General features: G+C 37.6%; 12 protein-coding genes and 1 tRNA gene. 9 read left to right on the top strand and 4 right to left on the bottom strand.

What is annotated here, in order from left to right:
• Positions 1 to 4 precede the first annotated feature (4 nt).
• Positions 5 to 754 (bottom strand): NUDIX hydrolase, encoded by a 750-nt coding sequence (locus tag BLT30_RS07435; RefSeq protein ID WP_089873706.1) that lies wholly within the window; start codon positions 752 to 754, stop codon positions 5 to 7.
• Positions 755 to 1200: 446 nt separating this feature from the next.
• On the opposite strand from BLT30_RS07435, the gene BLT30_RS07425 reads away from it, so the two are divergent.
• From BLT30_RS07425 to BLT30_RS07405, 5 genes are all read left to right on the top strand, one after another.
• Positions 1201 to 3465, top strand: coding sequence for a TonB-dependent receptor (locus BLT30_RS07425; RefSeq protein WP_089872971.1), 2265 nt, complete (start codon positions 1201 to 1203; stop codon positions 3463 to 3465).
• Between the two features lie 11 nt (positions 3466 to 3476).
• The gene (locus BLT30_RS07420) at positions 3477 to 5771 is read left to right on the top strand and encodes a glycoside hydrolase family 3 protein (RefSeq protein ID WP_089872970.1); all 2295 of its coding nucleotides are present in this window, start codon (positions 3477 to 3479) and stop codon (positions 5769 to 5771) included.
• 409 nt (positions 5772 to 6180) lie between these two features.
• Positions 6181 to 7059: an alpha/beta hydrolase gene (locus tag BLT30_RS07415; protein WP_089872969.1), complete on the top strand. Its 879-nt coding sequence runs from the start codon at positions 6181 to 6183 to the stop codon at positions 7057 to 7059.
• A 191-nt stretch (positions 7060 to 7250) separates the two neighbouring features.
• The gene (locus BLT30_RS07410; protein ID WP_089872968.1) at positions 7251 to 9710 is read left to right on the top strand and encodes a glycoside hydrolase family 3 N-terminal domain-containing protein; all 2460 of its coding nucleotides are present in this window, start codon (positions 7251 to 7253) and stop codon (positions 9708 to 9710) included.
• Between the two features lie 213 nt (positions 9711 to 9923).
• Complete coding sequence (locus BLT30_RS07405) at positions 9924 to 11342, top strand: sugar MFS transporter (protein ID WP_245707144.1); 1419 nt, start codon at positions 9924 to 9926, stop codon at positions 11340 to 11342.
• Between the two features lie 54 nt (positions 11343 to 11396).
• Here the strand turns inward: BLT30_RS07405 and BLT30_RS07400 are convergent, their stop codons facing one another.
• Entirely contained in the window at positions 11397 to 12872 is a 1476-nt protein-coding gene (locus BLT30_RS07400) for a hypothetical protein (protein ID WP_175487153.1), read from the bottom strand.
• Positions 12873 to 13264: 392 nt separating this feature from the next.
• On the opposite strand from BLT30_RS07400, the gene BLT30_RS07395 reads away from it, so the two are divergent.
• The gene (locus BLT30_RS07395; protein WP_245707143.1) at positions 13265 to 13933 is read left to right on the top strand and encodes a DUF6261 family protein; all 669 of its coding nucleotides are present in this window, start codon (positions 13265 to 13267) and stop codon (positions 13931 to 13933) included.
• A gap of 323 nt (positions 13934 to 14256) precedes the next feature.
• Here BLT30_RS07395 and BLT30_RS07390 read toward each other — a convergent pair whose 3' ends face one another.
• Positions 14257 to 15651 carry a HAMP domain-containing sensor histidine kinase gene (locus BLT30_RS07390; protein ID WP_089872966.1) on the bottom strand — a complete coding sequence of 465 codons (1395 nt, stop codon included), beginning with the start codon at positions 15649 to 15651 and terminating at the stop codon, positions 14257 to 14259.
• Positions 15652 to 15654: 3 nt separating this feature from the next.
• On the bottom strand, positions 15655 to 16356 hold the full coding sequence (locus tag BLT30_RS07385; RefSeq protein WP_089872965.1) for a response regulator transcription factor: 702 nt from the start codon (positions 16354 to 16356) through the stop codon (positions 15655 to 15657).
• Positions 16357 to 16513: 157 nt separating this feature from the next.
• Here BLT30_RS07385 and crcB point away from each other — a divergent pair, with 157 nt between their 5' ends.
• The 3 genes from crcB to BLT30_RS07370 all read left to right on the top strand — a co-directional run bounded on the left by crcB (position 16514) and on the right by BLT30_RS07370 (position 18554).
• The gene (gene crcB, locus BLT30_RS07380) at positions 16514 to 16879 is read left to right on the top strand and encodes a fluoride efflux transporter CrcB (protein ID WP_089872964.1); all 366 of its coding nucleotides are present in this window, start codon (positions 16514 to 16516) and stop codon (positions 16877 to 16879) included.
• Positions 16880 to 16991: 112 nt separating this feature from the next.
• A tRNA-Ser gene (locus BLT30_RS07375) sits at positions 16992 to 17079 on the top strand.
• Between the two features lie 251 nt (positions 17080 to 17330).
• On the top strand, positions 17331 to 18554 hold the full coding sequence (locus BLT30_RS07370; protein ID WP_089872963.1) for a site-specific integrase: 1224 nt from the start codon (positions 17331 to 17333) through the stop codon (positions 18552 to 18554).
• Positions 18555 to 18932 lie beyond the last annotated feature (378 nt).

Genomic DNA, 18932 nt, shown 5'->3' with positions numbered 1-18932 from the left:
TGGTTTACCAATTGTTCAAACCATTTTCCAGAGCCTTGTTATAGTTCTGCTCATCAAAGGAGTAGAGGTCCGGAGCTTTATGTGCGCCCCCTCGGCGACGTTCGTCAAGCTTTTTCAGAATTCCAAGATTTTTGATCTTTCGGTAAAAGTTTCCCCGATTAAGTTCTTTTCCCAGTATGGTCTCGTATAGTTTTTGCAATTCGGATAAAGTGAATTTTTCAGGAAGAAGATTGTAACCTATAGGTTTGATGGATATTTTTTCCCTTAATGTAAGTAAGGCTTTCTCTATGATCTCACGATGGTCCATTGCAATATCAATATTGTCCAACTCATCAAGAAAGATCCAATCGCAGGCATTACTAATATCGTCCTTTACAAGTATAGTATTGGATGGATTGTATAGTGCTAAATAGCCTATGGAAATAAAGCGCTGCTTATGAAACAAAGTCTCATCAAAATCTTCAAAAAAGAATTCACTTCTGTCTTTTTTACCAAAAACCCCGAACTCTTCCATGTAGGCATCGGAAATACCGGCTCTATCTTTTAAAATCCTTACTACGGCGTCGTCTAGGTCTTCATCTTTTCTTACATAGCCACCTGGAAGTAACCATTTTTGACGATAATTCGTTTGGAGCATAAGCACTTTTAGACCATTATTTTCAAAGCCGAAAATAACAGGGTCTGCAGAAATATGTGGTAAGTAAATTTCTTTTGCTTCATTAGAACGAAGCAAAATCTGTTGTTTAGAATCCATCTGTTTCATTAAAGTCTAGACAGGCAAATTTAGCATTAATTTTAGTTAATATAGGAATAATACACTCTAACCTGTAAAAATGGTAAATGTTATTTTTGTTATTTTTCATTGATTCTTTATGAATCAATGGTTTGAAACTTGATTTTAAGTGATTAAATACTTGAATTTCAAATATTTATGATAAATGTTAAATTTTATTAATATTTACTTGTAAGTTAAAAAATTTTGATGTACAATTGTAATGCTTCTATATGAAGCATTAAAAAGAAAGAGAATAATAAAATATAATAGAGAAATTTTTCAGCAGCAAAAATTCGATTTCAAACCGAAATAATTCAGAAGTAAATTCCCTCAATATCATTGTGTTATTTACAACTTCATATTTTGATGTTGCTATATTTCTTGTTGTTTTTTCTGAAAGAAAATTAAAATATATATAACTGAAAATGAGAAAATCAACTTTGAAATTATCAGCCCTTGGATTGATACTTTCCTTCACTACAGCTTTCGGACAGGAAAAAACCGATACTGTTGCAGTGAAAAAAGCTTTGAATGTAGCTAAAACAGAGGAAGGCGTAAAAACTGTGACCACATCTTCAAAAGAAGATAACAACAGAAACGTAATGTTGAACGCGGCCAACAACACAAGTCCGAGAGACGTGAATATCGGTTTGCCATCCACAGTTGGTGGAATTACAATTCTTGAAAATGACTTGCCTGCCGTTTACTTCTTCTGGCCGGAACTTCCCAACAAAACCTGGAGGCAAAGTGTAGGCCTGGAAAAAACAGGACTTTTGAAAATGGACCAGCTGGCCAACACAATGGGCGACCTTGGTTTTGCAGTCAACTCTTATTCTCAAATCGGAACAAAGGATTTAAAAGTCAAAGGAAAATTTACAACAAGCACTTTCGGCTGGCTGCAGGGTGATGCCAATGTTTCGGGTCCGATATCTAAAAACGGCTGGACGTACACAGTTGGTGCCTTCGCCAATTTTGACCCGAGCACCTATAAATTGGGTTTTGCCAGAAATGCCGATGAAACAAAGATTTTCAGAGCCGGTTTAACCAAATATTTCAATGACGATAAGGGTAAAATCTCAGTTTTATACAAATATGCCGATTCGTACAGTCTCACCAATTATGCGGTTTTCGAATACGGACCGGAAGGTAAGGTAACCGAGCTGGATAACTTCAAAATCGGTAGAGATTCTTATGTGGTGCGTGAGGGAAATATGAAGTTTAAAGACGTTCTTTCCGGACAGACCTATTTTGCAAACCTTGCAGGGAATGATAACAGGTCTAGCTCTCATAACATTGACGTTGTCGGAAATTATTTGCTGAATAACGGCTGGAATTTCAAATTCTCAACTCGAGCCCACTTCTCAAAAGTAAAAATGGCTAACAGCATTCCTTTAAGTATTTTCAATGCTACGCCGGGGGCTGGTTACACACTTGCTTCAAACGGACAGGCATATTCAGGTCCAGTCGGAACACAGTTGGCAATGTACACACCAGAAACGCCGATTACGAGTGTTGCAGGACGTTTTTCACTGAACAAACAGGTGGGAAATCATAACCTTACCGTAGGTGTTTTGGAGCAATATTATCACATCGATAAATTCACCTCAAACCGTTCTTTCTTCTACCAGACGGTTGGCGCGCAGCCTCAAAGATTAATCGGTCCAAACACAGACGTAGACGGTTTCTACAACTACAATGCTGGCGCAGAATACCACAGCGGAACAGAAAATAAACTGTCTGTTTATGGAACAGATGAATGGAAAGTTTCTGATAACTTTAACCTAAGCTATGGGTTACATTTAAGAAATCACATCATTGACGGAGAATATTCTCTTACGCCAAGAACAGTCGGATTCGTTTTCACAGACCCGAGCCAGTTCAACCAGATTAATCAGAGCTTTTACCAGATTGGAGGGAGCTTAAATGCTACTTATAACATCAGTAAAAACTTTGGAGTAATCGCCAATGCGCTTTACACCGAGGAAAACAGAAGACTGGAAAGTTATTCACAGGCTTTTGAACCCAATACCAATAAAATTAAAAGTCCGCTTGGTGCAATCGGAGTGTTCTGGAACACAGACTGGATTCAGCTGATTTCTCAGGCGACCTATCTTAAGAAAAATAACAACCTGAACCGATACAATCTTGTAAATCCAGCCAACAGTTCTCAGGCGCAGGTTGCAACGGTTTATTACGATATTCAGACATTGGGATGGACAACGGATTTTGTTTTAAAGCCATTCAAAGGATTTAACTTGCATTATTTGGTGACGTTCCAGAATCCGGTTTACAAGAAATTTAATTTTGATGCATTCGGAACTTCATATAACTACAGCGACAACAATGTGTTGGGTGTTGCTAAAACTTTAATGGAAATCGACCCAAGTTATACGATTGACAAGTGGAGATTCTGGGCAAGTTTCAGATATTTCTCAAAACAATATGCGAACCTTACCAACGCTTTATATTTCGCACCAAGATGGGAAACTTTTGGTGGGGTAAGTTATACGGTTAATAAAAACATCAACCTTGGAGCAACAGTTATCAACTTCCTGAACCAAAGAGGAGCAAGCGGAACCATCAATGGTGCTGAACTGATTACCGATGCAAGTCCATACTACGGAAAATTATTGACGGGAACTTACATTATGCCATTAACAGGTCAGTTTTCTGTAAGCTTTAATTTCTAAAATTTAAAACAATGAAAAGAACAGTTTTAAATATTGCAGCCTTATTTTTAGGAATAACAGCATTTTCGCAAAACATTCAGATTGTAACCAATTCCAAAGGTCCGGTTTTGGGGTATTCTGCAGATTCTGGTGTTAAAATTTTGACGATTGGCGGAAATAAATTCAAAGATTTAAACAAAAACGGAAAGCTTGACAAATATGAAGACTGGAGACTTCCGGTTGACGAAAGAGCCAAAGATTTGGCTTCAAAAATGTCCGTTGAGCAGATTGCAGGATTAATGTTATACAGTGGTCACCAATCGGTTCCTGCTCCTGCAGACGGTTTCAGAGCAGGAAAATACAACGGAATGTTTTACAAAGAAAGCGGTGCAAAAGCTTTTGATTTAACAGACCAGCAAAAGAAATTTTTAAAAGATGATAATCTTCGTCACGTTTTGGTAACAACGGTAGAATCTCCGGAAATTGCCGCAAAATGGAGCAACAATATTCAGGCTTATATCGAAGGTTTAGGATTGGGAATTCCTGCCAACAACAGTACAGACCCGAGACATTCGGCAACGGTAACGGCAGAATTTAATGAAGGAGCAGGCGGACAGATTTCACTTTGGCCAGACGGTTTGGCGATGGGCGCAACTTTCGACCCGGAATTGGTGAAGAAATTCGGAAATATCGCCGCTCAGGAATACAGAGCATTGGGAATTTCAACTGCTTTATCACCTCAGATTGACTTAGGAACAGAACCTCGTTGGTATAGAATCGCTTACGTTTTCAGCGAAAGTCCGGAACTGACCGCAGATTTAGGAAGAGGATACATCGACGGTTTCCAGACAACCATCGGAAGTAAAAACGGTTGGGGAATTAAAAGTGTGAATGCAATGGTGAAACACTGGCCTGGAGGCGGACCTGAAGAAGGCGGTCGCGACGGTCACTGGGCAATGGGAAAATTTGCGGTTTATCCGGGAAATAATTTCCAGAATCACGTAAAACCTTTTACGGAAGGTGCATTTAAATTAAATGGCGGAACCAAAGAAGCTTCTGCGGTAATGCCTTATTATACGATTAGTTTTAATCAAGATACGAAAAACGGAGAAAACGTTGGAAACGGTTACAGTAAATACTTAATCACCGATTTACTCCGTGGAAAATACAAATACGACGGCGTAGTCTGTACCGATTGGTTAATTACCGCAGATGAACCAAAATCTCCGGGAGGATTTGCCGGAAAACCTTGGGGAGCAGAAAAATTGTCAATCGCTCAACGTCATTACAAAGTGTTAGAAGCCGGAGTTGATCAATTCGGAGGAAACAACGACAAAGCTCCTGTTTTGGAAGCCTATCAAATGGGCGTAAAGGAACACGGTGAAAAAGCGTATCGTGCAAAATTTGAGCAGTCTGCGGTTCGTTTATTGAGAAATTTCTTCAGAACCGGATTGTTTGAAAACCCTTACGTTAACGTTGAAGAAACCAAGAAAATCGTTGGGAATCCTGAATTTATGAAAGCAGGTTACGAAGCTCAGGTAAAATCTATCGTGATGTTGAAAAACAAAGCCAATATTCTTCCGATTAAAGAAAGAAAAACGGTTTACATTCCGAAAAGATATTCTCCTGCAACCTTCAACTGGTGGGGAGTTTACACCGGACCATCTTTGGAATATCCTGTCGATATCGAAAAAGTGAAGAAACATTTTAACGTCACAGACGACCCTGCAAAAGCTGATTTTGCTCTGGTTTTCGTGAAAAGTCCGCACAGTGAAGAAGGTGGTTACAGCGACATCGATGCTAAAGAAGGCGGAAACGGTTATGTCCCGATTTCTCTTCAATATCAGACGTACACGGCAACCGAAGCTCGTGAAAAAAGTATCGCAGCGGGAGACCCTGTTGTTGCACCGAATGTACACGACAGAACGTTCAAAAACAAAACTTCCACAGCGACCAATTTCGCAGATTTGTTAGCGATAGAAAATGCTTACAAAGCAATGAACGGAAAACCTGTCATCGTTTCTATCACAGCTTCCAAGCCGATGATTTTTAATGAATTTGAAAAACACGCCGATGCAATTCTGATGAATTTCAATGTATCCAATCAGGCAGTTGTGGATATTGTAACCGGAAAATACGAACCTTCTGGATTGCTTCCACTTCAGATGCCTGCAAATATGACGACGGTTGAAAAGCAGAAAGAAGATGTGCCGTACGATATGGAAACGCACAAAGATTCCGAAGGCCACAACTACGATTTCGGATATGGAATGAACTGGTCTGGTGTGATTAAAGATGCCAGAACTCAAAAATATCATAAGCAATAATTCATCAAAAATTAGTTAATTGATGTCTTGAGACCGGGCATTAGGTTCGGTCTCATTTCTTTCAAATATTTGTTGGGGCAGCTATTTCCGCCTTCCACTCCCAATCTTTTTTGCAGAAGATTTCAGTTTAAATAGAACTAAAAGTTTACGCAAAAAGGATTTCCGTTCAAGTCGGGCTGCGTGAGATTCCTGTTAAAACTGACATTCAAAATCAACCGCATTTTTGTCTTTCCGTAGGAATCTCAACAATGATATTGCAAACTAAGTCTAGATTCCTACGGAATGACAAACTAACTGTCAATTTAGGCTGTATTTCTTAGTTAAGTGAAACGCCTTTGCGAACTTAAAAACGACGAATCAAATAAAGAAAAACCTTTGCGCTCTTTGCGTTAAAAAATTTAAAATCAAAATGAAAAAATTAATCATAGCAAGTTTATTTCTTGCAGGTTTAACAACCATCAACGCTCAAAAATCAATTCCATTATACAAAGGAAAAGCACCGGGAACAGAAAACTGGACACAAAAAGAAGCGCAGCAATTTAATGAATTGTTCAAAACAGAAGTTGTTTTCAACGTAGCGCAACCTTCAATGTTATTATTTGAAGCTGATAAAGCAAAAGCCAATGGAACGGTAATCGTTGTCGCTCCGGGCGGTGGTTTTCAAAGTTTATCTATCAACAGAGAAGGAATTGATGTTGCCAAAAAACTAGCAGAAAACGGAATCACGGCAGTCGTTTTAAAATACCGATTATTGGAAACAAAATCCAACGACCCTGCAAAAGAAATGATGGAAGGCATCAAAGACCGAAAAGCATTTGACGCAAAAACAGCTCCAATCAAAGTAATGGCTGGAGACGACATCAAAACGGCCATTTCCTACATCAGAACCCACGCAAAAGAATTGAATATCAATCCTGAAAAATTAGGCGTCATCGGTTTTTCAGCGGGTGCAAGTGTGATTTTAGAAAGCGTTCTTCACAGTAAAGATGCTTCAACATTACCAAATTTTGCAGCGTCAATTTATGGTGGTCCAAGTCAGGAAATTTTAGATGCAGAAATTCCGAAATCTCCGCTTCCATTATTCATTTGCGCTGCAGACGATGACCAGTTAAAACTGGCTCCGAAATCTATTTTATTGTACTCCAAATGGCACGATGCCAATCAGCCTGTAGAACTTCATATTTACGAAAAAGGCGGTCACGGATTCGGAATGGGAAAACAGAATCTGCCTGTTGACAAATGGTCGGATGTGTATTTAGATTGGTTGAGATTCCACAAGTTTTTATAATATCTGATTAATTCATAAAGATTGTATTGATTAAATTCTCACGCAGATTGGCAAATTTTGCACATAATAAAATTGAGAAATCAGCTTCATCTGAATAATCAGCGAGAGATTTTATAGAGTTCCAAAGCTACACTTTAATAAAGGATAGGATAAATTCTATCAAAAAATCAAATTAATATAAATATTTACAAATGAAAAAGAATATATCAACGCTGATAGGACTTTCTCAGAAAGCAAAATATTCAGGATTATTTCTGGCTTTATTGGCTGCATCGCCGTTTGCGAATGCTCAGACTAAAAATGCAACAGTAACGGTTGACAGAAAAACGTTTAAAGATTCCAACAAAAACGGAAAATTAGATGTTTGGGAAGACACACGTCTTTCGATGGACAAAAGAATCGATGCCATCATCAAGCAAATGACCAACGAAGAAAAAGTAAACCTTCTGATTGGAACAGGAATGCCCGGAATTGAAGTTCTGACAGGACCTGTCGGAGACTCAAAGCAAGGTTTGGTTCCCGGTGCAGCAGGTGGAACAGCTAATTTCGACAGGTTCGGAATTCCTGCTACCGTTGTGGCAGATGGACCTGCAGGTTTGAGAATTGCCCCGACCAGGGGAAATGATTCCAGAACGTATTATGCAACGGCATTTCCTGTGGGAACTGCTTTAGCTTCAACCTGGAATAAAACACTTTTGGAGCAGGTTGGAAAAGCAATGGGAAATGAAGTGAAAGAATACGGTGTGGACGTACTTTTAGCACCAGCCCTGAATATCCAGCGAAACCCCTTGAACGGAAGAAACTTCGAATATTATTCGGAAGACCCTTTAGTTTCCGGAAAAACAGCCGCCTCTATTGTGAACGGAATCCAGTCTCAAGGTGTAGGAACATCCATCAAACATTTTGCTGCGAATAATGAGGAAACGAACCGTTTGACCATCAACGCTCACGTTTCAGAAAGAGCAATGCGGGAATTGTATCTGAGAAATTTTGAAATCGCCGTTAAAGAATCTCAGCCCTGGACGGTAATGTCTTCTTACAATAAAGTGAATGGTATTTATACATCAGATTCAAAAGATTTACTGACTCAGGTTTTGAGAAACGAATGGGGCTTTAAAGGAATTGTGATGACCGACTGGTTCGGTGGTTTCCCCGGATTTGAATCCATTAGAAACGGAGGCATTTCCGATGTTGTAAAACAGATGAATGCAGGTAACGACCTTTTGATGCCGGGAATTCCCACACAGAAAAAAGTGTTGCTGGAAGCTTTAAATTCAGGGATATTATCTCAGCAGGTGGCCGACCTCAACGTGAGAAGAATCCTGGAATATGTCTTCAAAACGCCCACTTTTGCGCAATATGAATACAATGATAAACCCAACTTAGTTGAACATGCAGAAGTAACAAGAAACGCAGCAACAGAAGGTATGGTTTTGCTTAAAAATGAACAAAATGCTTTACCTTTTGCAGGCAAGCAGAAAGAAGTTTCATTATTCGGGGTGACCTCTTATGCGTGGATTACAGGCGGAACAGGAAGCGGAAGTGTGAACAACAAGCACACTGTTTCTTTATTGGAAGGATTGAATACGGCCGGTTATAAATTAGACAAAGAATTGGTTGATTTATACAAGCCCTTTGCTGAAAAAGAAGTCGCTGCCGAAAAAGAAAGAAGGAAAGCAAGAGGAATTTTAGCACTTCCTGAAAGACTTCCCGAAATAAAACTGGATGATGCATTCTATGCTAAAAAAGCGGAAACTTCGGAAATCGCTTTTGTGACGTTGGGAAGAAACTCAGGAGAAGGTGGTGACAGAGTGGTGAATGATGATTTCAATTTAGCAACGGAAGAAATCGAAATGCTGGATAAAATCTCCAAAGCCTTCCACGCAAAAGGGAAGAAAGTGGTTGTTATTTTAAATATTGGCGGTGTTATCGAAACCGCTTCCTGGAAAGATAAAGTTGATGCTATTCTTTTGGCTTGGCAGCCGGGACAGGAAGGTGGACATTCTGTTGCAGATGTTGTTTCAGGAAAAGTAAATCCATCAGGAAAACTGACGATGACTTTCCCTGTGAATTATGCAGACCATGCTTCAGCAAAGAATTTTCCAGGAATTCCTGCGGATAATCCGAAAGATGTGACGTATCAGGAAGGTGTGTATGTTGGATACCGTTATTTCAATACATTTGGTGTAAAACCTTCTTATGAATTCGGTTATGGAAAGTCTTATACGGATTTTGCTTATTCAAATATTAAAACCAATTCAACAACTTTTAATAATAAATTAGAAGTTACGGTTGATGTGAAAAATATTGGAAAAGTTGCCGGAAAAGAAGTGGTAGAATTGTACGTTTCAGCTCCGGGAAAAAATATAGACAAACCAAAATCTGAACTGAAAGCGTATGCTAAAACCAAAGATTTGAAACCGGGAGAATCTCAAACGATTATTTTGACTCTTAATCCAAAAGATTTGGCTTCATTTGAAACTGCAAAATCTGCGTGGATTGCAGAAGCCGGAAATTATAAAATTTCTGTTGGAGCATCTTCTTTAGATATCAAACAAACTACAGATTTCTCAGTTCCAAAAGAATTGGTGGTTGAAAAAGTACAGCACGTTTTCCCTGCGGACAAACAGTTTGAAGATTTGAAACCGTAAGATGAGACACTTCGACGGGCTCAGTGTGACATCTCTAATACTAAATGTTTTTTTAGAAATGTCACATTGAGGCTATCGAATCATTTTAAATGAGTTAAAAACTTATGTATTTAAATAATAAATAATATGATAAGTAATGATAAATTTAATATCTCAATTTGAGTTTTTATCAACAAAACAGACTATCTTTAGGCACTTTTTAAATGAATGATTATGACGAATGAAGTACAATCGAAAAGGAATTACACAGTTCCTTTAGTTACTATTACCCTTTTGTTTTTTATGTGGGGATTCATCACTTGTATGAATGATATCCTCATTCCGTACTTGAAACAGCTTTTCAGCCTGACATTTTTTCAGTCGATGTTGGTACAGTTCTGTTTCTTTGGCGCTTATTTTATCGGCTCATTAATTTATTTTTTAATTTCAACGACCAAAGGCGACCCGATCGATAAAGTGGGTTACAAAAAAGGAATTCTTTTCGGGATTTTCCTGGCGGCATTAGGTTGCGTTCTATTCTATCCAGCTGCGAGTTTTTCTTCTTATCCTTTATTTTTAGGAGCCTTATTTATCTTAGGTTTAGGATTTACAGTGTTACAAATTACGGCAAATGCCTACGTTTCTCTTTTGGGACCAGAAGATTCGGCATCCAGCCGACTGAATATGACCCAGGCTTTCAACGCATTCGGAACAACGATTGCGCCGGTTTTGGGAGGACATTTGATCTTCGAATTGTTCTCCGAGGCAGATGGTTCTTTTTCCGCATCAGCTACTAAAATTCCTTATCTGATTTTTGCGGCGATCCTGTTATTGGTTGCTTTGATGATCTCACGTGTAAAACTTCCTGATTTCAAAACAGAAGGCGAGGAGCTGGTAAAAGGTTTTGGTGCTTTGAAATTTAATCATTTGAAGTTCGGGGTTTTGGCGATGTTCTGTTACGTTGGCGGGGAAGTGGCAGTTGGAAGTTTCATCATCAGCTTTTTGGAACAACCACAGGTCATGAATCTTACCGAGTCTGTAAGTAAAAACTATCTTTCTCTATATTGGGGTGGTGCGATGATCGGGCGTTTCCTTGGAGCAATTTCATTGAACCATTCGATTAGCCAAGGTAAGAAAGCTTTGTATATGCTGGGTGCGGCGGCTGCAGTGTTTTTAGTGATTTTCAGTATTGTTGATCTGACGTTTTCACAGATTAGCTTTTTCCTTGTCTTTATTGCTTTGAATTTCGTAGCATTCTTTATCGGGAAATCTGCTCCGGCAAGAACTTTATCCATTTTCGCAGCAGTGAATGTTGTTTTATTGATTTCCGCAATGTTGAATCAAGGCCCATTGGCAATGTACAGCATCCTGGGGATCGGGATCTTCAACTCGATCATGTTCTCTAATATTTATACATTAGCCATTTCCGGTTTAGGAAAATACACAAGCCAGGGTTCATCTTTGGTTGTAATGGCAATCTTGGGCGGCGCAATTGTTCCTATTTTCCAGGGTTATCTGGTGGACGTTTTTGGCGTTCAGCATTCCTTTGTGATTCCTGTGTTCTGTTATCTGGTGATATTGATTTTTGGGGCTTATTGTACTAAGTATCTTGGTCATGTGAAACAGGATGCGGATGCTAAGTCTGGACATTAAGATTTTTAGTTTATATAAATGGAAAACCTGCTGAGAAGCAGGTTTTTTTGAAAATTATTTTACATTTGATGCTGAAATTTTTCTTCCCGCATCTATTAGAACAATATTTTCTTTATCGTTTAATTTTAAGTCATTAAGAATTCTTGTAATCTTAGCATATTCAGTGCTGTCAAAATATAAAATTACTTTTATTGAACTTGTTGTATTATTTGCTTTTTCATATACTTCCACTTGATTTTCTAGATTTTGCTGAAGTTTTGAATTAGATGCTAATTTAAACTCAACCAAAGTTTTATCTTTAGCGCCTTTAGATATAGCATAGTCAACAGGCCCTCTTCCATTATTAGTCTCCCTATTGACGTCATAGTTAGATGCAAACCATGTAAGTCGATAGATTATCTGCAAATCATCTTCTCTTTTAATTGGCACTCCATTAATGTAGAATAATCGATATCCATCGTTGTTTTCAATTACTTGTTTTAAGAAATTGACTCTGTCCAATGAAGCTTTATAAGAAAAATCAGGTGGTATATCATAGAATTTTGTTTCATTAACTAAATTTTCAACCAATTCAATAATTCTGTTAATAAAAATACTTTCTATCTCTTCCACATTTTTTTTAGAAATATTTTTTGCGCCCTCTTTATTTTCTTCCTTCAACTTAATATACCAATTAATTATTTCTGGATATTGTTTGATAGTCGCTTGAATTGCTTTTGCCCGATCTTTGTTTGTTATTTTCTTTTTTTCTGTAGGTGCGGGCAATTTTTTTCTGTAAAAATTATTAATTTCGGCACGTAATTGCTGGTTTGATATGCCTGAACATACTTGATAAAAATCACCACGTAAATCATTTCCGTTTATCCAGTTATCGTCTTTTGTTAATAAGTCTCGAGGTGTTAATATTACATAGTCATCGAAAATGAAAGGTAAAGTATATTCCTTTGGCATCCATCTTTCTAAAGCATAGTCGAAATAAACTTTGTTGACTTTGACTTTTTTAACTTGATTTTCATTTAGATTTTCTAATGCAAATTTTTCTGTGTAATTAAGAAGAAACTCTTTTATCAAGTTTGTGGTAAAGTCACTTATATTATCTTTTCCAACGCCTATTTCAAATAGAGTTGCTTTTTCTAAATGTGATGTTTGTGTAACTACTTCGGAGCCTAAATCTTCATAGATAAGTTTCATAGAAGAAGACATTGATGACGCAAATTTTGGACCCAAACCACTACCACCATTACCAAATTTACTGTAACCGAACCAATTTTGTTTTACTTCAGGAAATAGATACCAAGCACTAATATCACCAGTGTTAAGGTTTCCTTCTTCTGATTTTTCTTTTAAAAAAGCTAGATACTTTAAAATATCACTATGTAATTTTTGATATTCTTGGTTCTTGCTTCCAAAAAGCAAAAAAGGATCTATAAATAATGGTAAATCATTTATTAAGGAAATGTTAAAACAACCATATTTTTCCAAGACTTCCTTTTCAATTTGGAAAAAATCGGTAAAATAAATTTTTATCATAGTTATGTGTGTTAACGCTCAAATATTCAATAATTTAGTTTCTTCGAAATTAAGTTATAACCAAAGATATGGAAAAATTGAACTTTATTTTTCCGTACTAATACTGAAAATTAAAAAAAACAAAAACTACCCAACCCCCAACCATCCCAATTAAACCAAACCACAACTGTCATTTTCTCCAAACAACTCAATTAAACTAAAACACAAAATGTTTTTTGCCAAAACAACTCGATTAAACAAAACCTCAACTTGTTTTTTCTCCAAACAGGTTGTTTAAACTAAAACACAAAATATTTTTAGTCTAAACAGGTTGTTTTGTCAGAAATCAAAAAAATAATATATTTAAACAAAGAATTAGTTAAATAAATTATTAACAAAAACACATTTGATTTATGAAAATCACATTAAGAAGGCTAAGCACGAAAGACTTAGCGACGCTCACGCACAGAACCATCAACACATCTGAGTCGGGGAATTATCCAGTTATCGATGGTCATCCGCTTCTGGTGGAACTTAAGCTAAAGTATGCAGATTATGATGCCGTCTATACCAAAATGACATTCAGCAGAAAAGGAAATGATGTTGCAAATAGCGATAATGAAAGAGACCTTGCTTTCACAACTCTGAAAGCCTTCCTCAACAGTTATCGCAAAATGGTCACCTTACCAAGCTATCAATCCGCAGAAGATCTTTATCAAATCTTCAAACAGTTCGGTCTCAATCTAGACAGGATGAGCTATTCTTCCCAAACCGCACAGATGAAAAAGCTGATCGAGGAACTGGAGAAAGCGGAGAACTTTCAAAAGATCAAAGACCTGAAGCTCACAGCCGCCTTCGATGACATGAAGGATAGGCAGGCAGATTTCGAAAAGATATTTGCCGTTCAGGCTGGTGCGAATGCCGACCTTAGAAATCAGAAAAACAGCATCGGGAATCCGCAAAGATCTGGAAAAGTCTTTGAAATCTTTCCTCAGCCTGATCACGGCCATGAAAGACGTCCCGGACTGGCAACTGTTCTACGCCGATGTAAACGAATTGGTGAAAGCGGCGAAGAACTCTAATCTTGCCGATGCGCCGCGAGATAAGAATCTTCCTCAATAGATAATAGAAGCGGTCCTTTGACCGCTTTTTACTTTTTTAACCTGAATTCGGGATAAGAGAAGTTTTATAATATCAATAGGAATGGGCTTTAGCCCATTTTAAAGATTGAAAAAGAAGATTAGCTTTAGCTAAAACTTATCATAAATTTCGGCTGAAGCCGATTTTGAATTACAATCTTTACATCGGGCTAAAGCCCGACGCTATTGATAATGCATTTGTATTTGATATACAATTATTTAAATAAATTCCTTATCCCGAATTCAGGTTTTTTAAATTTTAATCCTCAGATATCTGTGGGAACAAAGATCGGAAAACGGATCTGAACTGTTGTCCCGACATTGATCTTGGAGTTTACCAGTAGCTCTCCGTTGTGCATCTTGATAATGTTTCTTGCCAGTGGCAGCCCGATCCCGTAGCCTTCATAATTCTTGGTGTTGGATGCACGGAAAAAAGGGTCATAGATCTTGTCCATCTCAGAATCCGGAATCCCGATCCCACTGTCTTTGATGATCACATAAAGGTGGTTGTCCGTTGCGCCAAGAGATACTTTTACCTGTTGGAAGTTGGAGTATTTGCAGCCATTGTTGATGATGTTTGCCATGGCAAGATGCAGGAGTTGCTCGTTGCCTTGTACTTTCAGTTTTTTTGGGTTGTCCGGCAGCATGCTAATGTCCATATAGACATTGTTCTTGGAGTTGATCCTTTTTGCCGTATCGATCACATCCCAGAGGAGCTGGTCCATCCTTACTTTGTCCATTTTCTGGATCTTCCCGTCGAAACCGGTCTGGGCGATCATCAATAAGGCCTTGATCTTTCTATCGAGTTTTTCGGCTTCGTTCAGGATGATCTGAAGGGTTTCCCGGTAATGCTCTTCGGATCGGTTAATAGATAGCGCTACGTCTGCCTCTCCCATGATCGAGGTAAGAGGTGTTCTGAGCTCGTGAGAGACGTTACCGATCAGATGATTCTGTGTCTCGAAGGAGGTCTCTATCCTGTTCAGCATATCGTTGAAGGTATCGACAAGTTCATTCAGTTCTGTATTCCCAGGGTGTGCTTCTAGCCTCAAGTGGAGGTTTTCTGAACTGATCTCCTTTACTTTTCCGGTGATCTTGAGAATAGGTCTGAACAAGGTCTTGGAAAGGTAAAACGAAAATATCATGGAAAAGAAGAGAGAGAGGATCATGCAAGTGATCAATGTTCTCTTCAGAAACCCGAGATAATAGACCACATAATGGTTCTTTGCAGAGGCGATAGCAATGTACTCTTTGTTATCTGACCTGAAGGATTGCCCGATGTAATAGAACTCTTTATCGTTATAATTAGCCTCACCTTTTTTAACGATATTCTTGAAAAAAGAATCCGGAATATGGACTTCCTTCGATATCGTACTGAAATTGGAGTCTGTAGGGACAGCAAATACATAGTCTCTTTCCATTGGCAGCTCTTCGTCATTCATGCTGTTCAGAATATGATTTTCCGGGATGTCGAGATGCTCTTTGCTTTTTTCGATCTGTACAATGGTGGTTGCCCTGATCTTGAGCAATTCGTAAAAACGCTGATGGGAAAAATTAACGATGGAAAAATACACCAATCCACTGAAAAGCAGAATAACGACTGAAAAAACCAACATCAACAGAAGCATGGTCTTGGTTTGATTGGTTGTTATTTTTTTCAACATTGTTTAAGATTTTTTAAGTACGTATCCCATTCCTATGACAGTATGGATGATCTTGTCATCTTCCTGATTGTCCAATTTTTTCCTGAGGTAATTGACATAGACATCCACAACGTTTGTTCCTAATTCATAGTTCACGCCCCAAACGGCTTCCAGTATTTCAGCTCTTGATATCACTTTTTCAGGATTGTTCAGAAAGTAGAGTAGGAGCTTGTATTCTGTTGAGGTCAAAGAGACCTCTGTCCCGGCACGGGTTACTTTTTTTGTGTAATCGTTGACAGTTAGATCAGAAAATTGATAGATGTTCTCATTATCGATCTCAGTTGTTTCTGGCCCGTTATGATGTCCGCTTCTTCTCAGTAGAGATTTGATTCGGGCAACAAGCTCTATGAACTTGAAAGGTTTCACGAGGTAATCGTCACCACCGCTTTCTAGCCCTAATACTATATTTTCTGAAGAGTCCAAAGCTGTAAGGAATAAGATAGGGACGGTTTTGTTCTTTTTTCTGATCTCTTTGCAGACTTCCAGCCCATTGATGTCGGGCAGCATGATGTCGAGAATGATCATATCAAAGCTGTTTTCCTCCACAAGCTTTATCCCTGTAGAGCCGTCCAGAGCCACAGAAATCCCATAACCCAATTCTTGTAATCCCTTTTTTATAAAGGAAACGACGCTGGACTCATCTTCTATCAGAACAATTTTTTTCATAACTAATTATTACAAAAATATAAAATTACTGTATTAGGGAATTTGATTTAGTTCCAATTGTATTCAAATCATTGATTTTTTCAAAAATACGATTTATAATCAATAAAATTGAGATAGAGTTGAGTCCGATTTTCTATGTTTTTTATAATTTAGCAAGATGAGAAATTTGATTTATATCTTCTTGGGAGGAGGTTTTGGTAGTATTGCACGTTTCCTGATCTCGAATTATAGTCAGAAACTTTGGAGCATAGGTGCGTTTCCCATAGGAACGTTCCTTGTTAATATGACGGGATGTTTCTTGATAGGCATCTTGTCGGCCTATTTTCTCAAAATAGATAATTCTTTGAAATATCTTATGATAACAGGAGTTTGTGGTGGTTATACTACATTTTCCACTTTTTCTGCGGAGAATTACTCACTTTGGCAAAATGGCAATTATGGAATGTTGATTTTATATGCTTTATCAAGTCTTATTTTAGGTTTAATAATGGTGCTTTTAGGCTTTCAGGTGATGAAGGGGTAATTTTTTGACTTTGATAATTAGAGGATTAAATTTTTTTTGCAAATATAATTTGGTCGTAATGGAAAAGGTTTTTATATTTGCACCACTGAAAACGAGAAATCGTAGCAAGTAAGGAGAGTTGGCAGAGTGGTCGATTGCGGCAGTCTTGAAAACTGTTGACTGTAACAGGTCCGGGGGTTCGAATCCCTCACTCTCCGCCAGGTTATAGACCAAAATAAGCTAAAACGCTGTAAACATCAATGTTTACAGCGTTTTTTGTTTTAGCGCTGTATCAAAAAAAACCAAAATAGGTCACGATTTATATGTCCTATTTCGTGTCCCATTCAAAAAATTACAAAAATGGGTCACGAAAAATCAAGGAAAACCCGACCAATAGGCAGTCTAACGATTGTACATCTTGCAAAAAGTGGTAACAAAAAGTAAATTATTAAACCATTAAAGTTATCACACTATGAACAAAACATTCAACCTTCTATTCTTTATCAAAAAGAATAAAATCAGAACAAACGGAACCGCTCCCATCTACTTACGAATTACGATAGACGGCAAGGCAGCCGACATTGCTGCTAAAAGGTATATTGATCCGAAGAAATGGGATGTTAAAGCACACAAGGCATTGGGTAATTCGCAAGAAGCTAAAATACTGAATCTCTATCTTAAAACTTTGGAACAGAAAGTTTACGACTTCCACTACCTGATGCTGAAAGAAGAAAACTTTGTAACTGCAGAGAGTTTAAAATCTAAACTGCTTGGAACGGATATTGAGCAGAGAATGCTCATTCCAATTTTTCAGGAGCATAATGAAAAAGTGGAAGCCTTGGTTGGTCAGGATTTTGCTCCCGGAACATTGGAACGGTACAAAACTTCTTTAAAACATACACAGGAATTCATTAACTGGAAGTACAAAGTTTCTGATATTGATATCACGCAAATCAATCACGGTTTTATCAGTGATTATGATTTCTGGTTGCGCAGTGTGCGTAAATGTGCAAACAATACAGCCGTTAAATACCTCAAAAATTTCAAAAAGATCATTCGTTTGTGTATGGCGCACGGTTGGATCACCAAAGATCCTTTTCTCGGCTATAAAGCAAAAATAAAGGCTGTGGAACGTCCTTATCTAACCAAAGAAGAAATTCAGATGATCTATGAAAAGGAATTTGCATCCGACCGATTGAACCAGGTTCGGGATATCTTTCTTTTCAGCTGCTATACCGGATTGGCTTACGTGGATGTCAAGCAATTGTCTAAGTCTAACATAAACATTGGGATTGATGGCGATCAATGGATTTTTACCCATCGTCAAAAGACCGATACTTCAACCAAGGTTCCGTTATTGCCTGTGGCTCAGGAGCTGGTTTTAAAATATGAGAATCATCCGCAATGTGTCAATTCAGATGTTTTATTCCCTGTTCTCAGTAACCAGAAAATGAATTCTTATCTAAAAGAAATTGCAAATGTCTGTGGAATTAATAAAGATTTAACTTTCCATATAGCAAGGCATACGTTTGCTACTACTGTTACTTTGTCCAATGGTGTTCCTATTGAAAGTGTGAGTAAAATGCTTGGGCATACGAATATTAAGACTACTCAGCATTATGCGAAGATCCTAGATAAGAAAGTGAGTGATGATATGACTACTTTAAGAAACAAATTGCAACATAAAAAAGATTAATAAAAATGTGGTGATATACTTTAATGTGCGAGATATAAGCTTTATCTGAAACACCAGTTTTTATTAGATATAGATAACTTAGATTGAATTTAAACACCTGGAATTTTATATTTGTTTGGTACATTTAAGTATATAGTTGCCTTATTAAAAATTACTACATCCCTTATTTGAATAATCCTTTAGAATTAATAAATCCTAAATCTGGACTAAAAGTCTAAAATTTTTTGTCTAATTGCCTGTTAATATTTTTTGTAGTCTAAACTGTGAGCCGTACTAAATATTTTCGTAAAAATTCTATTGCCAGTAATTTCATAAATCTTGTTAAAAATCTATTATATATGCCTCTTTTATCTACTAATACTGTTTTTTTAAAAAATA

Source organism: Epilithonimonas hungarica (assembly GCF_900102265.1).
Taxonomy (GTDB): Bacteria; Bacteroidota; Bacteroidia; order Flavobacteriales; family Weeksellaceae; genus Epilithonimonas; species Epilithonimonas hungarica.
Note: the sequence above shows the minus strand (reverse complement) of the source record. Positions and strands in the feature narration are given on the sequence as shown.